Source organism: Fructilactobacillus frigidiflavus, assembly GCF_044054575.1.
In the GTDB taxonomy this organism is placed as follows: Bacteria; Bacillota; Bacilli; order Lactobacillales; family Lactobacillaceae; genus Fructilactobacillus; species Fructilactobacillus frigidiflavus.
Genome location: NZ_CP168716.1, coordinates 368,686 through 387,991, shown reverse-complemented (window position 1 = coordinate 387,991; position 19,306 = coordinate 368,686). Strand labels below are relative to the sequence as shown.

The following is a 19,306-nucleotide window of genomic DNA, read 5'->3' as shown; positions in this document are numbered from 1 at the left end:
CAAAGTCGCTAGTAACCGCATTGAAAAATGCCAGTTACTAGCGACTTTTTTTAATTATTAATGTATCTATATAGAAAGAGCATAAATAAGGAAAAAATCACTCTAATAAACAAATGAATAGGGTTTATATGTCCATTTAAAGCCAAGCCATTAAAAATTGCTGCTATTATAAGTAATATTATTCCGCTATAAAAGAAATTTTTGGAAGTTGGCGTTAAAAATAATGACAATGATCCCATACAATTTAATATGATAATCCATAGTGGAAGTGGAGAATTCATAAAAATAATAATTGAACTTCCGCTCATAGTAATTCCATAAAGGTATAGTAAAATAAAAAATAAAATATGCATAAGGTTTTCCTCTAATAATTAAGATGATTTATTGTAATTAAAACATAGAGGGTTAACCCACTGACAAGGATAAAAAATGAAAATTTCTGAATTTGTAAAAAAAAACAATACAACTATAGATACAGTAAAGCATTATATAAATTTAAAACTGTTAACCCCTAGTAAAATGAATAATTGGTATTTTTTTACACCAAAAGATAGTGATGATTTCAAGAATATTATTCAGTTGAAATCATTAGGGATGTCATTAAAATTAATTAAAAAAATAAAAGATAATCATGATGAAAATTGCGGAACAGTTAAGCAATTAAATGATAATTTAATGATTATAAAATCAGAATTAGATCTTTTGAGGAGGGAAAAAGAAAAGTTAAAAGTTAAAGAAAAATTACTATTGAATGTAGAAGATGAATTATATAAGAAAATAGCTGAAAGAAAAAATAGCAGTAACCTTTAATTACGAGGTTACTGCTATTATGATTTTTAAAATCATTTTTTTAATGCTAATGCTTCTTTTGTAGCAAATAGTAAAATAATTACATTAATTGACATACAAAAAATTACTAACAAGCAACTAGACATATTTCCAAGAGTCGTAGCAATGAATGGTAAGACGAAAGTTCCAATTGGTAGGGAGATATTTACCATGGAATTCATCTTGGTACGAAAACTAGCTAGGATTTTTTCATTAATTACAGTTACAGTACGAGAATAAACTTTTGTATCAAATTTTCCAAATAAGAGATAAATAATGAAAATAATTGCAAAAGCAAGATAATCTTGATGAAAAATAAACATGGCAATAAAGAAACAAATGGTTAAAAGATCAACTAACATCCCAATTAATGGTAGTGGAATATTATTTAGGATTTTATCAGCAAAGACACTTCCAATTAAAAATCCAGCACTCAAAGAAATTGAAAAAATTAAAATGCTAACTGAATAAGGTAATTTAATGTACTTATCGTTTAGTAAAGTAATGCTGACATAGGCAAATATCCCTGAGAAAACAAAATTTTCAAAAACGAGACTGGTTAGCATAATGTAAGGATTGGCTTGAAATATTTTCTCTACGTTATTCCAAAATTGTGATTTATTAATTTTTTCCTTTGATTTAATTGTTTCATGTGAAACGGAATTTTTAACTATATCAGTTAGATTTTGATCGTTAAATTTTTTTCGGTTTAAATAAATAAATGCTGCTGAAATAAAAAAAGTTAACGAATTAATATAAGCCACAATTTGAAAATTGTTGTGGGAGATTAATAAAATACCAACTCCCAGTGATTGGCCAATCATATTAATTAAAAGTGATAAGCCACTAATTAATCCAGTTGATGATTCCATTAGTTCTTTGCGGATGTAACGTTTTTGGATAACCGCAATCAAACCACTTTCATAAATGGAAATTAGGGTAATAATTGAATCTAGAAAAAGAATAATTGCTAATGCTAGCCAGTTTCGTAAATCTAGCAATAAGCCGATTACAATAAATGTAAAGCCAGCCCCTAATTGGGTATAAAACATTGCTCCAAATTTTTGCTTAGTTTTATCGGCATATTTTCCGGGGATTACCTGTAATAAAAAAGGCAAAATTTGTGAGACTGATACAAAGACAATTGCCCATTTGGCAAATTCCAGAGTAGATGCATATTGAATTAGGACAATGCGATAGAGACTACTTCCTAAAACCCCAATTGTCGACAGAATTAAGAGATAGCGCACAACCGGATTTTTTAAACTTTTCATATAATAAGAACTCCTTAATAAGTAGCATAAGGATCGAATGATTAATTCCTAGCTACGTTGTTATTTTAAATGGTTAAGGGTAGCTCTTAATTTTTCCATGATTTTGTGACCTCCGCTTTTTTTATATTATTAGATATTATACCTAAACAATATGAGAAAACAAACGTTAAAATGATAAAAATGTTTTTATTAACTAAGATGCGAATGATAAGTGCTGATGTTTATGTTTTATTAAACAAAATTGCGAAAGTGTTATGGATTTGCTATTCTGATTAAAGCTATTATTAAATATTTAGGAGAAAGATTAATGAAGTTTAAAAAGAGTTTGTTGGTTAGTTTATGTATGTTATTTGTCATTGCGTTAAGCGGGTGTAAAAATTTTTCAGCCCATGATTCGGGCAAAGACTATTTGAAAATCTATGATGCAAATAATCAGATTGTTAAAACAATTGACGGTCCGAAGGGTCCTAAATTAGTTCCGGATGTCCAAGGAGAATTACATAAAGAAGCAGCGCCGCAAGATGCAAAAGTTAGTTATAAATATGTAAGTCATGAAAGGAATCACAATCTTAAAATCACCATTACTGCCTATTCAAACTATAAAATTGCGAAAGTGCAAGGAGTACCTGTAGTTGGAAATGGAATTGTACACTTGAACCAAGCTCAGTTTGACGAATTAAATCATCCCAATAATTTGGAAAAAAACAATAAATAAGATCGATTTTTCTAATTTATGGGTTATTTTGCATCCTTTATCAAGTTAATAATAATTTCATGTATAATGAATAATAACGTTAGTCAATTCGCATACAGAAAGAAGATTTCTAAAAAATGTTATTAACTATTTTATTTTTAATTGTTGCCGGTTTTTTCGCTGGACTGTTAGCCACGATTGCTGGATTAGCTTCGATTGTTTCTTATCCAGCTTTGCTAATTGTGGGAATTCCGCCCGTTGTTGCCAATGTTTCTAATACGGTTGCTTTAATTAGTACGGGATTAGGAGCGATTCCGGCTTCAATGCGAGAATTAAAGGGTCAATGGCATCGTGTAATGGGTTATACAATCTTGGCGGTCATTGGAAGCTTCATCGGAAGTTCACTTTTGTTAGTGGCTCCGGCTTCAACTTTTGAAAAAGTGGTACCATTTTTCATTTTATCAGCCGGAATTTTACTAATTATCTCTGGCCGCGGAACGGAAAGCAGCGTTGAAACCAAATTAAAACGAGATGCTAGTAATCCTCGGCGGACGCATCTGATTAAATTAATTAGTTACGCAGGAATTATTTTTGTCGGTGGTTACTTAGGTTACTTTGGAGCAGCTGGTGGAGTGGTACTACTTGCCATCCTTGGGGTAATTACGCACGAAGATTTTGCTGAATATAATGCCGTGAAGAATTTCATGTGTTGTATTTGTAACGTGGCTGCGACGCTTTTATTTATTTTTAAAGCTACGATTGATTGGTCAGCTGTGGTTCCCCTTGGAATTGGTTTATTAATTGGTGGATATACTGGTCCGCTAATTGTGCGCCACGTGAACGTCAAATTACTTAGAATGTTAATCGCGATTGCTTCATTTGTGTTAGCTGGATACTTAGGTTACAAAGCCTACTTATAAAAAATTTAACTCATCTTTCAATTGGAAGGTGAGTTTTTTGCTGGGGTGATTATGCTATAATTAGCAGTAATGGATAATTAAAAGGAGTGGGAAATAGGATGCCAGTTTTAGACCAAAAAGATAAAGAAATGGTAGCACGCTACGAAAAATTTATGCGTAGTACTAAAGAGGGACGTCTTACCCAAGACCTTGGTTGGGCAAAAGTTAAAAATAATTGGGAATCACGAGAAGTATTTGTCGAAAACGAAAATGGAGAAATTGTGGCAGCCATGTCAATGTTGTTAACGGATACTCCAGCAGGTAAAAAATTTGCCTATGCTTCTAAAGGACCAATCATTGCTAACCAATTTGACCTAGATCTTTTGGATAAATTAGTTGCCGAAGCGAAACAGATTTTGCCGGATGCTTACGTGTTACGGCTGGATCCCGAAATCGAATATTCTGATGAATTAAATGAAGCATTACAAAAACGTGGCTACAAAACTCGGAACCGCAATGTTGCTGACGAAGGGATGCATGCCACGATTCAACCACGCTTGAATATGGTGTTAGATTTAGCTAACTTTCCGGGTAAGGAAACCACGTTAGATTTATATCCTTCCAAAACTAAAAGTAAATTAAAACGGCCCATTCGTGATGGCGTTGAAGTTACCTGGGGTCACGATGCCGATGCCTTAGATGCCTTTTATACAACTTACCAAACGATGGCTAACCGACACGGAATTACGTATCGACCAAAGGAATATTTCCAACGGATGTTAGATGCCTTTGATGAAAATACGATGCGGATTTACGTTGCCAAACGTGATGGAGAATTACTTTCCACTGGAATTGCATTGAAGTATGGTGACAAGATTTGGTATGTTTATGCTGGATCAATGGATGGAAATACTTACTATGCTCCTTACGCAGTCCAAACTGAAATGATTCAATGGGCTCTTGATGAACCAGAAATCACATTATATGATATGGGTGGAATTGAAAGTGAATCAACGAGTGACCCACTTTGGGTATTTAAGCACACGTTTGTGAAAGCCGCTCCCGTAGAATATATCGGTGAAATCGATGCCGTAATTGATGACGATGTTTACAAAGAATTAGTTAAAGATTAGCGAAAAAAGCTTCCCGTTGAATTTTCAGCGAGAAGCTTTTTTGCTTGGATAGAAATTGATTTTAACTAGCGGAGTAATAGTGTTTTAGTCCTTTTTTCCATAACACGTATGAAAAAAAGGTGAAAATTAAGGTTAGGGTAAACAGCATTGATAATAAATAAATTGATTGTCGCGAAGCAAAGTCACGACTAGTTAATTGAACGATTTCATTAGAGAGCGGAATTACCGGAATAATATTGATTAAAATCATTCTGAAGATTTTAGGGTAAATGCTAGCAGGACGATTTGCTGAATCGATTAAATATTCTGGAACTCCGTTTAATGCAGTTAAATTATCCTTCCAAAAGGAAACTTCAATCACAATTTGATTTAGTGAAAAAATGAAGATCACTCCAATTGCATAATAAAATATGATTAAAATAATTTGCCATACTTCAATTTGAAATTTCAAAAGATAGTAAGCGGTCACGAAAATATACACGATTAAATTTATTAAACTAGGGAAATCTAATTGCTTAAAAACATAATAAACATATGAATTGATTGGTCTAATTAAATGATAATCGAGATCACCTTTATTAATATCTGCAGCTAGTGATTCTTGTGCGCCAATGAATAAAAACTGATATGTGTAAACCATGCAAGATAAAAACATAATCATTAATTGATATTGGTTATATGTAAAATTACCGATTGAATTACTGAAAGAGAAGTAAACTTTTCCAGCAAATAACTCAATCAGGGTAAACATAAATCCAAAAGTAATGACCATTGCAGAAGTAAATCGATAAGTAGTAAATTCTTTAAAACTTTGTTTAGCTAGTTCCCAATATAATGCAATTTTCATAAGCCATTCCCCTCAAATCGTTTAAGTCCACGTTTGAAAATTATATTAGATAATTCTCTTAAAAATAATATCCATAAAAATGTGGCAAAGGTATATATCATAATTGCACTATGATTGCCCTGGTACTTAATGATTGATTCAACTAAGTCACTCGATACCAGTGCAATGGGAGAAAACATTAATAAGTGATAAATGGGAATTGGTAGAATATCTAAAGGAAAAAGTAACCCACCAAAAAGAAGATAAAATGCATTGATAATTGGTTTTAAGGGCCACATTTGAATTATCCAAAAAGAAAATGATCCAATTAGAAACATTAATTCATACCATAACAAGATTGCTAAGATTAAATAAAAAATAAGTAGAAGACCCGTACTTGGGTTAAAAAGAAAAATAGCGCTTATCGCGATTAAGATAACAATTATTTTAGCTCCAATAAAATTTGCAAGATTTTCCCACTTCACCTTAATGGGACGAAGTAATAAAATACTAATTTGACCAGATTGGACAATTTGAGAAATCCTAAAAATCGGTTCAAAAGTGAATAGCAATGATAAAATACCCGTCAATAATAAGTAGGTGAACATTTCTGATTTAGTATAGCCACCGATAATTTGAGAAGATGATTTATAGATGCTATTCCACATAAAAAGCGAAAGAGAAAGTTGAATGATTCTTGATAATAACGAAATTAGGAGATTACTTCGATAAGTTAATGAGGAAAAAAAGCTGTTGGTTGCTACAACTAAATATTTCACTGCTGCTCACCACCACTTCTGAATAAATTATAGATATAGTCTTCTAGGGATGGATTATTAATTGTGAAACTTTGGATATCAGCGATTTTAAGTGTAATTAGGTCATTTTCAGTATACTTATTTGATAATAAAATTATTTTTGTCTTCGTTAGTGATTGTTAAGTCATTAGCTTCAATGATGGGATTATTTTTCTTTCCCTCGATGATGATTTGGGGATTAGTAAGGGAAGCGTTTTTGGTTAATTCATTCAGTAATCCATCAAACTTAATTTGGCCGTCTAATAAAATTAGAATTCGATCAGTTATTTCTCGAATATCCTGCATTTGATGACTAATCAGCAAAACCGTAACCCCTTCAGTTTCATTAATGGAATTAATAAATTCATAAAGGGAACGCTGACTAACGATATCCATACCTAAAGTTGGTTCGTCTAAGATTAAGATTTCTGGGCCATGCAAAAGGGAAGCAATTATCTCAAATTTGGTTCTTTCCCCTAATGAAAGCTTTCTCACAGGAACATTAATTAACTTTTGTAGTTGAAACATAGCTAGATAGTGATTGAGTCGTTCTTCAAACTTGCGATCGCTGATTTGATAAATGGCTTTAATGACTTGAAAAGTATCACTGGCAGGTAAATTCCAATTTAACTGGCTTTTTTGTCCCATTACTACGCCGATTTTTTGCAAAAAGGCATTATTATCGGTATCTGGTTTAAAGCCTGCAATTTTAATTGAACCTTGTTGAATATTGATAATTCCCGTCATTAATTTAATCAAGGTCGATTTTCCAGCCCCATTAGGACCAAGAATCCCAATCTTTTCTCCTTGATTAACGGTAAATGAAATATCATTTAAGATTTTTTTAGATTTGTATTTTCGATTGAAAAAATCTTTGATGTTATTAAAAAAACCGTTTTCTTTTTCAAATATTTTATAACTATAACTGAGCTTGTTGATATCTATATAAGCCATCAGATCAATTCCTTTTTGTATAGATATTAAACTACTTGAAACGTTTTGGCGATTCTTTATTTAAATTATTGGAAAATATTTGTTATATTATGAGATAAAAATAATTTTGATAGGAGGTGGTTTTGATGGGAGAAATTAAATTAAGCAACGTTTCTTATAAGTATGATAATCAAGATACCCCAGTTTTTGATAAATTGAACTTAATACTGCATGACGATTGGAAGCTAGGGATTGTTGGAAGAAATGGGAAGGGGAAAACAACCCTTTTAAAATTAATCTCAGGTGAAATTAAAGGAACTGGTGTAGTTAAATGCAATGCTAATGTTCAATATTTTCCCTATGCAGTTGAAGAAAATCAGACTGTGTTGAATATTTATCAGTCCTTATCACAAGAACCATTATGGAAATTCACCAAGGAACTTCAATCAATCGGGATACATAAAACGATTATTAATCGGACATTTAGCACCTTATCTGGGGGAGAAAAAACTAAAGTTCTTCTAGCAATTCTATTTTTAGATGAAAATTCTTTTAAATTAATTGATGAACCAACTAATCATTTAGATGAATTTGGTAGTGAAAGTATGATTAATTATTTGAATCAAAAAACAGGTTTCATTGTGGTTAGTCATAATTCTTTTTTGCTTCGAAAAATTTGTGATCATGTGTTGGCCTTTGAAAAAAATACAATTAGACTTCACCGTGGTACTTATGATTCTTATGCAAAACAAAAGAATATCGAAGCCGATTTAATTGCTGATGCTAATAAAAAGATTGATACCAAAATTAAGAGTTTAAAGTCTGTTTCAAATCATAATAAGCGCTGGTCCATGAAGAAGGAAGCTACTAAAATCAATAAAACTGGTGATCCTAATAAAAAAGCCGGGGATAAAGGTAAGATTGGAAAAAATGCTGCAAAGTTAATGAAAAAGTCAAAGCTAGCTGATAAGAAATTGGAAAAAGAAATTAATAAGCAAAAAACGCTTAAACATGAAACTTATGCTATTGATGATTTAGTTATTAAAGCCAATGATAATCCGATTAGAACATTAATTAATTTCAGTGCTTTTTCATTAGGCTATTCGGGTGAATTGTTTAATCCAATTTCATTAACAATTGAAAATGGCGATGTCGTTGGAATTATTGGCGAAAACGGAGCTGGAAAGACTAGTTTATTAAACCAAATTTTAGGAAATTTTGGTGGAAAAACATATGGGAATCTTAGTGTTAATCAAAAACTTAAGATTAGTACTATTTTTCAAAGCTATCACCATGATGAGAATATTAATGAGTATATTGAGAAAGAAGACGTTGATAGAACAATCTTTTTGAACAATTTGCATAAATTAGGGGTAGCTCGAAATGATTTCAATAAAAAGATTAGCGAAATGAGTTTAGGACAACAAAAACGAATTGAATTGGCTAGATCTTTAGCACAAAGGGCTGACCTTTATCTATGGGATGAACCACTTAATTATCTTGATCTTTATAATCAGAAACAGTTATTAAAGTTAATTAAGGAAAATGAAATTACAATGATAATCATTGATCATAATCGTGATTTTTTAGCTACGGTATGTAATAAGGAAATCGAATTGAATATTTAAAAGCAGATCTCAAACGAGGTCTGTTTTTTTATCCGAATTATTCTGTTCAAAAAGTTATTTCTTTGCTATTATGTTAAAAACGAACTTTATTTAAAGTGAAGGGGTGGCTAATATGAAAATTATGAAGTTGATGGCTTTTAAAAACGACATAGTTCGTTAAAAATGAAGGGAACAATTTATTTATATGAAAAATATTAAAAAAATTGCTTTAAATGATTTATTGAGTTCAACAGCCATTCAATCATTTAACATTTACACTTTATGGTATGTAGCTAGTCATATGTATAATCAATTAATGATTGCTATTTTAGGTTTCTTAGAAATTTTCAATATTTTGCTGGCACCACTTGGTGGAGTGCTTGCAGATGAATATTCAAAAGTTAAAATTATGCAATTATCAAGTCTATTGCGGATGCTAATTTTATTGTTCTTTGTAATCTCCTTGTTATTAACTAATAATTTATTTTTTATCTTAATGATTGTGTGTAGTTGTTTAAGTATAATTGGATCTTTTTATACTCCCGCAATCGAAGCAATTATTCCAGAAAATTCAGTTAATGAGAATTCGTTGATTGAAAATAATTCTTTAATAAATACTGTAGCTCAATTTTCGACAATCGCAGCTTCAATCTTAGCTGGTTTATTCACTTTACTTGCCAGTGAGAAGCTTGTTTATACCATCATTTTACTGATGATGATTTTAGCAACAATTAGCATTCTGCGGTTGAGGGATTACGGTAAGAAAAAGACATTTAAGCCTGAATTTAATAAAAGTAAATTTGCAAAAGTTTTAACTAATTTTGTGAGTGTTTTTAAAATTCCAGTTGTTAAAATACTGCTACCATATGCGATTTTGCTAAATCTTAGTTTTTGGTGTTTCTGGTTTTTAACTCCACTCTACTTAACCACGTATTTTCCTGAGTTTAAAATTGCTTTTTCTGTGCAAGAGTTAATTATTGGAGTTTCTTCAGTAGTTTGTGGACTGGTAGTCGGTAAATTTACTCAATTAATTACTAAATTCAAAAAGTTTTACCCTGTTATGTTGCTTTTTCAGACCTTTGGGATTGTTCTTTTTACGTTAGTGGTTTTCCTTAATTGTAATTTAATTATAAAAATTGGCTGTTTTTGTTTAGCCTGGGTGGCTTATGGAGTTTTCAGTTTTGTAGCTGGAATTGTGTTTGTAACGACCTTACAAAATGAAATTCCAAGTGAGAAGATGGGAACAACCCTTGGCTTAGTATTTTCACTATTTGGTATTTTAGCACCCATTTCTTCAGTGATAACTATCTTTTTTCCGCATCCCAGTAAGTTGGGAATGGTGATTGTTTCACTACCGATGTTATTAATTCCTATCGTAATGTGTTTTGATAAACGAGTTAAGACATTAATTGAGAAGTAAGTGAGGAAAACTATGCAAGTATTTATGAAAAACATTTCTTTTCGGCGATTAATGTACTCTAACATTTTGAATAATTTAGGCACAGCATTTTTTAGCATTGTCTTTTTGATATATGCTAGTAAAATGCCAAATCCAAAGTTAGCAGTTAGTGCAGTTAGTATTATTGGGACACTACCATTTTTGACCGATGTAGTATCTGGCTATTTAGCGGATCATACGAAGCAAGTCTATAATAAAATTTTGTTATCTCGTCTCAGCCAAGTTGTTTTATTTTTAATTTTAAGTTTCTTTATTGGAATGGATCGAAGTTGGACTTTATTTGGCTTTATTTTAATTCTTAATTTTGTATGTGATTTTTTAGGTAACTATGGTGGCTACTTAACCCTTCCAATTTTCAAACACATTGTTAATGATGACGATATGGCCGAAGCTAATGGATTTGTTGGTGGAACGAGACAATCAATTGAACTGATTGGTGGAATGTTAGGAGCTTCATTATTGGCATTGTTAAATCAAAGTTTCGTTTTCTTTGCAGTTTTGAATGCCATGACCTTCTTATTATCGTTTTTAATTTTTAAATTTAGTGCAAAAAGATTTGCATTTTCAAGACCCAGTTCCCAAATAAGACCAACTAATGAGGCTAAAAAAACCAAAAATCATTTTATTCAAGATGTAAAAAATAATTTTCAAAATCTAAAGAAATACCCTCAATTTTTTCATTTTACAGTTTTGTTTGCACTGATGAATTTTATGGGTTCAGCTCAAGAAGTTTTGGTTTCGCTAACTATGTTAAAAGTTAAGAATCTGATTATATTCAATTATGGATTTACAATTGCCTTAATTGGGGCGGTAATGTCAGGGGGAATCATTTTAGGATCGTTCTTTACCTTACCAATTTTAAAAAAGATTAGCATTGAAACTAGTTTGGTAGTAGAAATGTTATTTATTATTTTATTTATGACTAATATGGTCATATTAAATAATCGCTTTATAATGTTAGGATCCCTTTTATTAGGGGGTTATATGATGGGGGTTTCTAATCCTAAAATTCAAGCATTTATGATGAAAATTATCCCAGATGAACATCTTGGAACAGTAATGAGTTCATTTAATTCTTTAATTACAATTACGATTCCACTCGGGTCAATTGTAGCCGCTAGTTTAGGAAACTTAGAAAATATTATGTATGCCTGGATGTTATTTATTGCTATTGGAGCATTCGGATTTGTATATTCTTTAAAATTGCTTAAAAATTATCGAACATTTGCCTAATTACGTAATCGTAATTTTGTTAATAGTATTCATAAACACATATTGAAAAATTTAAAATTAAAGGTGGCAAAATGGCAAAAATATCTATCAATGCAGAAAAAATTGGATATCTTTCAGAAAAAAAGACAGTTTTGTCTGATGTAAATATTAAGCTTAACTCTGGCAATATTTACGCGCTAATTGGTTCTAATGGGGCGGGGAAATCAACTTTAATTAATACTATGATTGGAGTGCTTAATCCCATTGAGGGTAAAGTTTCCATTGAAATCAATGAAATTAAACAACCATATTTTTCTAAAATTGGTTTTTGTCCCCAATTCCCCTTAGTGGATTGGTATACAAAAGTTTTTGATAATGTATTATTAGGGCCCTTATTAGCTGGAAAAAGTTTATCAGAAAGTCGAAAAAATTCTAATCATTTTTTAAATTTATTAGGAATTATTTCGTTGAAAAAGAAAGCGATGGATCATATTTCTGGTGGTCAGCAACAACGAGTTCAGTTAGCTAGAGAGTTAGCAAAAGATCCTGATATATATATCTTAGATGAACCTACTACGGGATTAGATGTTGAAACATCGGAAAAATTATTTAAATTTTTAAAGGAAAAAGCTGAATTAGGCAAGCTTATTTTAATCTCAAGTCATGATTTAACTTTGATTGAAGAATATGCCAATAAAGTCCTGTTTATTGATCAAGGAAGAGTTAAATTCAATGGGGAAATGGCTGATTTTATAAATACGAATGATTCTTCAAGTGAGATTAGAATCACAATAGCAGAACAGGAATTTGAAGATGCTGTTTTAAATGATTTGAAAAATTATCAAATTATTTCTGATAATACGATTTCAGTTTCAAACCATGATTTGATAAAAACTATCGATGGCATTAAGCAAAATAAGCAGAATATTATTAAAATAGAAACCGTTCAACCTAGTTTACGAGATCGTTATTTAACACTTAAAAACAAGGAGAAGTAAATTGAACCCAGGGAATTTTAGAAATCAATCAATTGGCATTAGGGGATTATTCGTAGTTGTTTTAAATGAATTTAATGCATTTAAAAGTAATTTAGGTTCAATAGTTTATATGACAATGCAGCCGTTTTTATATTATGCATTCTTAGTTGTAGGAATTTCATACTCGATTGGACCCGTTACTTATCAGGGCATAAAGATGCCTTATGCTGCTTATGCAGTAATTGGGGTAATCGGGTTAATAATGACCATGCAAATGTCAAATGCAGTTTATCGGAGTACGGTTGATAAGCAATTTGGGCTGATGGCAATTAAATTTATTAGTGGGGTGAAACCTTTTTATTACGTAATTGGGATGAGTGCTTTTCCTCTTATGGGATATTTGTATCAGTGTACAATTTTATACGGAATCTTAATTCTTACTGGGATTAGTTCTTATGTCCCATATTTTATATTTGCGGTTTTTTTAGGAACATTTATGTTAGTTTTTTGGAGTTCACTAGGGATTATATGTAGTACATTATTTAAAAATTATCAGCAGAGGGATATTGTCTTACAGTTGGTATTTTCTCCGATTGCCTTTACCGCACCATCATTTTATTTAGATGGCGCTGGTCCTAAGTATTTACTTTTTTTAGCAAATATTAACCCACTTACATACCAATTACGTGCCTTAAGAACGATTGCGTATGGAAAGTGGGACACTAGTATAATTATTATTTCATTAATTCCAACTATCATAGTATTTACTATTGCATGTTTGATTTTGAAAAGAATAAAACTAACCTTGCAAGAACGGTAAGAATATCTGAATACAATAAAAGCAGATCTCAAATGAGGTCTGCTTTTTAGTTGGTTTTAATATTTTGGTTGATTTTCATTTCATGACTCACTACAAAGGTAATTAGCGCCGATAAGCCTAAGATAATGGCAACGATGATGTAGGGAATATGGGGATTAATATCCATTAACCCTCCAGCAAAAATTGGTCCAATAATGTTACCGATGCTAGTTAAAGACATGTTAATTCCGTTAATTAATCCCTGACTGTTTTTCCCAAATCGGGTCAACATCGTCGTGATTGAAGGACGAAGAATATCGAAAGAACAGAAAATGAATAGGGTTGCAATCACAACTTCAAGTTGCGTATGCGCTAATAAAATCCAAATGGTACTTAAAGTTCCAATCGCAAAACAAATTCGAGTTAACCCAATTTCGCTAAATAAATTAACCATTTTATCAAATAAAATCACCTGAAGAATTAAGGAGAAAATTCCATTTAAAATTAGAACTAAGGCAATTTCATTCAAAGTAAAGTGGAAGACTTGATTAACGTACAAGGTGTAAATACTTTCAAAACCAGATAGACCGAATGATGAAATTAAAATCATTGCGAATAAGATCACCACGGCCTTACTCATGATTGATTTAAAGCCTTTTTCGGTAATGGAAATTCCATCAACTAAATTACCGTGACTTTGAACCTTTAAATGTTTAGGAAGGCCGACCATAAAGACGATAGCAGCAATTAATCCCGAAATTCCGGCAAACCAGAAAGGAGTTTTGTAACTAACGTTAGCTAATACACCTCCAAGTCCGGGTCCGATGATTAATCCACCACTCAAGGCCGCAGAAATCCAACCGATGACCTTCGCTCGATCACGATCACTGGATAAATCAGCGGCCATCGCCATCGAAGTTGTTCCCACCATCGCGGCAGAAATTCCTCCAATAATTCGAGAAATATTGAACCATAAGACGGTTCCAGAAGCAGCGAACAGGAATTCAGAGACCATGTAGAGTAATAATCCCGTCGTTAAAATGGGAGCACGTCCATATTTATCTGAAATTTTACCGACGATGGGTGAAAAAACAAATTGAGCAAAGGCATACAGTGAAGTCATGATTCCCATTTGTCCCGCCGTTAAATGATATTCAATTTTGATAAATGGTTCCACCGGAATGATCAGGCCCCAACCTAAACAAATAATGAAGTTGGCGAGGACGATAATTAAGATGGCACGTTTAGTTTCTTTTGCCAATGGCAAGACTCCTTTAATTAATAATAAGCATAATTTTAGCACGAATTTAAAATAAATCAGAACCTTCCCAACCAGTTTAGAAAAAATATAAAAATAAAACCGAACAACAGATTTTATAAATAGATTTTATAAATCCAATTAACGAATTAAACCAGTTTTAATTGCTAGGATAATAGTTGCTGATTAAATTTAATTTTCGCGTTTCTACTATTATATATTTAAAATACCGGTTAAAGAAAATAATTAGATTATACATTTTTTCACAAGTGTGTATTTAAACCATGAACTGAATGATTTTAAAGGAATGGCTCAGAACGTTCTGGTAAGATTTTCTTTAAAATGATTGTATGTCACTAAAGTTGACACTAAATCTTGTTGTTTTATTAATTTTTGGTATGATTAATTAAAAATTAATAATTTTTTTCGATTTTTTCTTTTTGGTTAGTTTACTTAAACTAGTTGCCTTAATATTAACTATGTAATCGTTTTCTTATATTTAATAAAATTAAATATTCGCAAAAATCATTAAGAAAAGTTAAAAAATTCCTTGACGGTCTATTTTTAAAAGGATATTGTAATAAAAAGTCAATTTTTAAACACGAAAACGAATTCGGAGGAAATAACATGACAGAATCTGAAACTAAACACGAAACGATTCTAACTGTTAAAGATTTAACTACATCTTTTAAAATTAATAACAAATTTTATAAAGCAATCTCCGATATTGATATGAAAATTAAACGAGATGAAATCTTAGCAATTGTTGGTGAATCTGGATGTGGAAAGAGCACTTTAGTTAATTCGATTATGGGATTGCAAGATCCTAGTGAAACTAAAATTACTGGGGAAATCGATTTCGAAGGAAAAGACTTAACTAAAATTAGTGAAGTAGATTACAACAAAATTAGAGGAGCAAAAATTGGAATGATTTTCCAGGATCCTTTATCTGCATTGAATCCTTTAAAACGAATTGAAGACCAAATTGAAGAAGTGTTAATTTATCACACCGATATGGATAAACAAGCAAGACGTGCACGGGTCCTTGAGTTACTTGATGAGGTTGGAATTGTTGATCCCAAACGAACTGCCCATCAATTTCCCCACCAACTATCTGGTGGAATGAGACAAAGAATTGTGATTGCAATCGCGATTGCTTGTAAACCAGATTTCATCATCGCTGATGAACCAACGACTGCTTTGGATGTAACAATTCAAGCACAAATTTTGGACCTTTTAAAAGACATCCAAAAAGAAAATCATTCAAGCATCATCCTAATTACTCATGATTTAGGCGTGGTTGCCGAAACTGCTGATTATGTACATGTTATGTATGCTGGAAAAATTGTTGAAAAAGGAAACGTTGAACAAGTTTTTAATGATCCTAAGCATCCCTATACCAGATCATTATTGAAATCAATTCCACAAGTTGACAGTGAAAGTGATGAACTTTATGTAATTGAAGGATCAGTTCCATCATTACAAAACATGCCAGCAACAGGAGATGCTTTTGCTCCAAGAATTCCTTGGATTCCAGCTAGTGATCACGAAAAAAATCCAACTATGCATAAATTAGGTCACGGACATGAAGTTCGTTGTACCTGCTACCAAGATTTTTACTTTAAGGAGGAAAGTGACGCATGAGTTTGATTACAGTTAACAATTTAAAAGTTCACTTCCCAATTAGAGGAGGATTTTTTAATCGGGTGGTTGATAATGTTCATGCAGTAGATGGCGTTAGCTTTGAAATTCAACCGGGTGAAACGTTTGGTTTAGTTGGTGAATCTGGATCTGGTAAGTCAACGACTGGTCGTGCCATTATTGGTTTGGAAAAAGTAACCTCTGGAGAAATTACTTTTGAAGGCCAGGATGTTACTAGTCACAAAGATCGAAAAGAAATTGATTACGACCAAGATGTGCAAATGATCTTTCAAGATTCATTTTCAAGCTTAAATCCAAGAAAAAGAATTGAAAGTATCATTGCAGAGCCGTTAAAAAACTTTGAAAAACTTACTCCGGAACAAGAAAAAATTAAAGTTTTACAATTGATGAAAATTGTTGGATTATCTCCTGATGCTTTGTATAAGTACCCTCATCAATTTTCTGGTGGACAACGGCAACGAATTGGAATTGCGCGAGCAGTTGCTACAAACCCTAAATTAGTAATTGCTGATGAACCAGTTTCAGCTTTGGATTTATCAGTTCAAGCTCAAGTTTTGAACTTTATGAAAAAAATTCAAAAGAACATGGGTGTTTCATATCTATTCATTTCTCATGATTTAGGGGTTGTTCGGCATATGTGTGATCGAATTGCCATCATGAATCGCGGTCAAATCGTTGAAATTGGAAGCCGAGAAGATATCTATAAACATCCGAAACATCTTTATACCCAACGTTTATTAGCAGCAATTCCAAGTACCAAAGTTGCTGATCGAGATAAAGATCGGGAACGTCGGCAAAAAATTGAAAAAGAATATCAAGAAAAACAAAAAGATTATTACGATAAAAATGGGCGTGCCTATCCATTGGTGGAAGTTTCAAAAGGACATTTAGTGGCTTTACCACCTAAAGAAGCATTGAAATACAAAGATATTAAGGAGGAAGACTAGTCATGTGGAAAACAATTTTACGTCGTGTGTTAATCATGATTCCAGAATTAATTGTCCTTAGTATTTTAGTTTTCTTATTAGCGAAGGCGATGCCTGGAGATCCATTTAGTGGCTCAATTAATCCTAAATCTAATCCAGCCCAAATTCATCGCTTGATGGCTGCTAATGGTTTGTTCGATCCTTGGTACGTTCAATACTGGCACTGGGTAGTTAACCTATTCCACGGAAAATTAGGAATGAGTTACGAATATCAGATGCCGGTTATTAACCTAATTAAGCAACGGGGAATTAATACCCTCTGGTTAGCAACCTTTACCATGATTTTAACTTACGCAATTGGGTTACCTTTAGGAATTTTTGCTGGTAAACATGAAGGTGAATGGCCAGATACCATTGTTCGAGTATTTACTTATATTACTATGTCAATTCCTTTTTTCGTAGTTTTGGTTATTGGAATTTGGATTTTTGGTTACGCACTTGGTTGGTTCCCAACGGCTGGGTCAATTTCTCCAAATGCTGCTGGAATGGGTGGTACCGTTCTTTCAAGACTTGGGCATATTATTTTGCCTGGATTGTTAGGGGCTTTATTTGGAACAGTTAACATTGTGCAATACCTAAGATCACAAGTAATTGACGCTAAGCATTCTGCTTTCGTAAAAACAGCGGTTGCTAAAGGGGTACCAGAAAAAGATATTTACAGACATCATATTTTCCGGAATTCACTTCTTCCAATTGCAGCATTTGCTGGGTACTCAATTACCGGTTTATTAGCCGGTTCAATCTTTACCGAAATGATTTTCTCATATCCAGGTATGGGACAGTTATTCTTAAATGCGGTTAATTATCGTGATTATACGGTTATCACTACATTGGTCTTGCTATACGGTTTTTTGAATTTAATGGGAACTTTAATTTCCGATATTGTGCTTAGTATTGTAGATCCACGAATCAGAATCGAATAGAAAGGAGAAAATAAATGGCTTATGATTTTAATGCACGAGACGAACTTTCAGATGCTGACCTGTTAGAGTTATCGAAAGAAGCAGAAAACGAAGCAACACCTAGTACCGTTAAGGTGATGATTAGTGAATTTAAAGCAGATAAAGCTGCTTTGGTTTCTGCTGGGTTTATTGTTTTCTTCATTCTAGCTGTGATAATTGGTTCATTTTTTGTAAATGTTCCTCATATTATGGAAACTGATTTGATGGGTTACTATGCTAAACCATTTAGTAATTACATTTTAGGAGCTGACTCAACTGGACGTCCAATTTTTTCCCAGTTAATCGTTGGTTCACGTAACTCAATTTTAATTGCTATCGCATTGACCGCTATTTCATCAAGTTTTGGGATTGTTTATGGTCTAGTTTCTGGTTATTACGGTGGGTACGTTGATTTGGCTATGCAACGGGTTTACGATTTTATGATGATTATTCCGATGTTGATGACCATCATTGTTTTAGTAACAATTATTCCTAACTACAATGCCATTACGTTGACGTTATTATTGTCAGTATTTTATTGGATGGGAACTTCTCGGTTAATTCGTTCCAGTACCTTAGCAGAATCGCAAAAAGATTATGTAGCGGCTTCAAAAGTATCGGGGACTAGTAATTTAAAGATTATTTTCCGAGAAATTTTACCAAACATTGCATCTTTGATTATCGTTGATACCACCTTATCTTTTGCGGAAAACATTGGGGTTGAAACGGGACTTTCTTATCTAGGTTTTGGACTTCCTGATGGAACTCCATCACTTGGAACGTTAATTGCAAATGCAAATGATCCTAACAATATTACCCAATACTGGTGGACTTGGTTACCAGCTGCAATTGAAATTATTCTCTTATGTTTGGCAATCAGTTATGTTGGACAGGTTCTTCGTCGGACTGCTGATGCTTCACAAAGAAAAGGTAGTTAATTTATAAACGTCAATTTAGGAGGTGATGCTGAGATCGTTGACATTAAGTTTCATATTTTAAAACACAATATTTTGGAGGAAAA

General features: G+C 32.4%; 18 protein-coding genes. 13 read left to right on the top strand and 5 right to left on the bottom strand.

Features of this window, described 5'->3' with window-relative positions; translation table 11 throughout:
* Positions 1–429 precede the first annotated feature (429 nt).
* Complete coding sequence (locus ACEPSS_RS02030; RefSeq protein ID WP_395319719.1) at positions 430–810, top strand: MerR family transcriptional regulator; 381 nt, start codon at positions 430–432, stop codon at positions 808–810.
* A 32-nt stretch (positions 811–842) separates the two neighbouring features.
* Here ACEPSS_RS02030 and ACEPSS_RS02025 read toward each other — a convergent pair whose 3' ends face one another.
* The gene (locus ACEPSS_RS02025) at positions 843–2,102 is read right to left on the bottom strand and encodes a hypothetical protein (protein WP_395319717.1); all 1,260 of its coding nucleotides are present in this window, start codon (positions 2,100–2,102) and stop codon (positions 843–845) included.
* Between the two features lie 307 nt (positions 2,103–2,409).
* Here ACEPSS_RS02025 and ACEPSS_RS02020 point away from each other — a divergent pair, with 307 nt between their 5' ends.
* The 3 genes from ACEPSS_RS02020 to femX all read left to right on the top strand — a co-directional run bounded on the left by ACEPSS_RS02020 (position 2,410) and on the right by femX (position 4,828).
* The gene (locus ACEPSS_RS02020; protein WP_395319715.1) at positions 2,410–2,817 is read left to right on the top strand and encodes a hypothetical protein; all 408 of its coding nucleotides are present in this window, start codon (positions 2,410–2,412) and stop codon (positions 2,815–2,817) included.
* 116 nt (positions 2,818–2,933) lie between these two features.
* Positions 2,934–3,716 (top strand): sulfite exporter TauE/SafE family protein, encoded by a 783-nt coding sequence (locus tag ACEPSS_RS02015; RefSeq protein WP_395319713.1) that lies wholly within the window; start codon positions 2,934–2,936, stop codon positions 3,714–3,716.
* 98 nt (positions 3,717–3,814) lie between these two features.
* Positions 3,815–4,828 carry a UDP-N-acetylmuramoylpentapeptide-lysine N(6)-alanyltransferase gene (gene femX / locus ACEPSS_RS02010; RefSeq protein WP_395319711.1) on the top strand — a complete coding sequence of 338 codons (1,014 nt, stop codon included), beginning with the start codon at positions 3,815–3,817 and terminating at the stop codon, positions 4,826–4,828.
* Between the two features lie 61 nt (positions 4,829–4,889).
* Here femX and ACEPSS_RS02005 read toward each other — a convergent pair whose 3' ends face one another.
* From ACEPSS_RS02005 to ACEPSS_RS01995, 3 genes are all read right to left on the bottom strand, one after another.
* Positions 4,890–5,675, bottom strand: a complete 786-nt coding sequence (locus ACEPSS_RS02005) for an ABC-2 family transporter protein (protein ID WP_395319709.1) — start codon at positions 5,673–5,675, stop codon at positions 4,890–4,892.
* Positions 5,672–6,433, bottom strand: coding sequence for an ABC-2 family transporter protein (locus ACEPSS_RS02000; RefSeq protein WP_395319707.1), 762 nt, complete (start codon positions 6,431–6,433; stop codon positions 5,672–5,674). The genes ACEPSS_RS02005 and ACEPSS_RS02000 overlap by 4 nt, the downstream gene beginning before the upstream one ends.
* A gap of 117 nt (positions 6,434–6,550) precedes the next feature.
* Entirely contained in the window at positions 6,551–7,405 is an 855-nt protein-coding gene (locus tag ACEPSS_RS01995) for an ABC transporter ATP-binding protein (protein ID WP_395319705.1), read from the bottom strand.
* Between the two features lie 125 nt (positions 7,406–7,530).
* Between ACEPSS_RS01995 and abc-f the strand changes: the two genes are divergently transcribed.
* From abc-f to ACEPSS_RS01970, 5 genes are all read left to right on the top strand, one after another.
* Positions 7,531–9,012, top strand: coding sequence for a ribosomal protection-like ABC-F family protein (gene abc-f, locus ACEPSS_RS01990; protein WP_395319703.1), 1,482 nt, complete (start codon positions 7,531–7,533; stop codon positions 9,010–9,012).
* Positions 9,013–9,196: 184 nt separating this feature from the next.
* On the top strand, positions 9,197–10,411 hold the full coding sequence (locus ACEPSS_RS01985; RefSeq protein ID WP_395319701.1) for an MFS transporter: 1,215 nt from the start codon (positions 9,197–9,199) through the stop codon (positions 10,409–10,411).
* Between the two features lie 12 nt (positions 10,412–10,423).
* Positions 10,424–11,683, top strand: a complete 1,260-nt coding sequence (locus ACEPSS_RS01980; RefSeq protein ID WP_395319699.1) for an MFS transporter — start codon at positions 10,424–10,426, stop codon at positions 11,681–11,683.
* Between the two features lie 71 nt (positions 11,684–11,754).
* The gene (locus ACEPSS_RS01975) at positions 11,755–12,660 is read left to right on the top strand and encodes a metal ABC transporter ATP-binding protein (protein WP_395319697.1); all 906 of its coding nucleotides are present in this window, start codon (positions 11,755–11,757) and stop codon (positions 12,658–12,660) included.
* 1 nt (position 12,661) lies between these two features.
* On the top strand, positions 12,662–13,459 hold the full coding sequence (locus tag ACEPSS_RS01970) for an ABC transporter permease (protein WP_395319695.1): 798 nt from the start codon (positions 12,662–12,664) through the stop codon (positions 13,457–13,459).
* 46 nt (positions 13,460–13,505) lie between these two features.
* On the opposite strand, the gene ACEPSS_RS01965 is transcribed toward ACEPSS_RS01970, so the two are convergent.
* On the bottom strand, positions 13,506–14,699 hold the full coding sequence (locus ACEPSS_RS01965; protein ID WP_395319694.1) for an MFS transporter: 1,194 nt from the start codon (positions 14,697–14,699) through the stop codon (positions 13,506–13,508).
* A gap of 624 nt (positions 14,700–15,323) precedes the next feature.
* Between ACEPSS_RS01965 and ACEPSS_RS01960 the strand changes: the two genes are divergently transcribed.
* From ACEPSS_RS01960 to ACEPSS_RS01945, 4 genes are read left to right on the top strand one after another with little or no spacing between them, the layout of a single operon-like run.
* Positions 15,324–16,340 carry an ABC transporter ATP-binding protein gene (locus ACEPSS_RS01960; RefSeq protein WP_395319692.1) on the top strand — a complete coding sequence of 339 codons (1,017 nt, stop codon included), beginning with the start codon at positions 15,324–15,326 and terminating at the stop codon, positions 16,338–16,340.
* Positions 16,337–17,305 carry an ABC transporter ATP-binding protein gene (locus tag ACEPSS_RS01955; RefSeq protein ID WP_395319690.1) on the top strand — a complete coding sequence of 323 codons (969 nt, stop codon included), beginning with the start codon at positions 16,337–16,339 and terminating at the stop codon, positions 17,303–17,305. The genes ACEPSS_RS01960 and ACEPSS_RS01955 overlap by 4 nt, the downstream gene beginning before the upstream one ends.
* A gap of 2 nt (positions 17,306–17,307) precedes the next feature.
* The gene (locus ACEPSS_RS01950) at positions 17,308–18,267 is read left to right on the top strand and encodes an ABC transporter permease (RefSeq protein ID WP_395319688.1); all 960 of its coding nucleotides are present in this window, start codon (positions 17,308–17,310) and stop codon (positions 18,265–18,267) included.
* A 14-nt stretch (positions 18,268–18,281) separates the two neighbouring features.
* Entirely contained in the window at positions 18,282–19,223 is a 942-nt protein-coding gene (locus tag ACEPSS_RS01945) for an ABC transporter permease (protein ID WP_395319687.1), read from the top strand.
* The last annotated feature ends 83 nt before the right edge of the window (positions 19,224–19,306 follow it).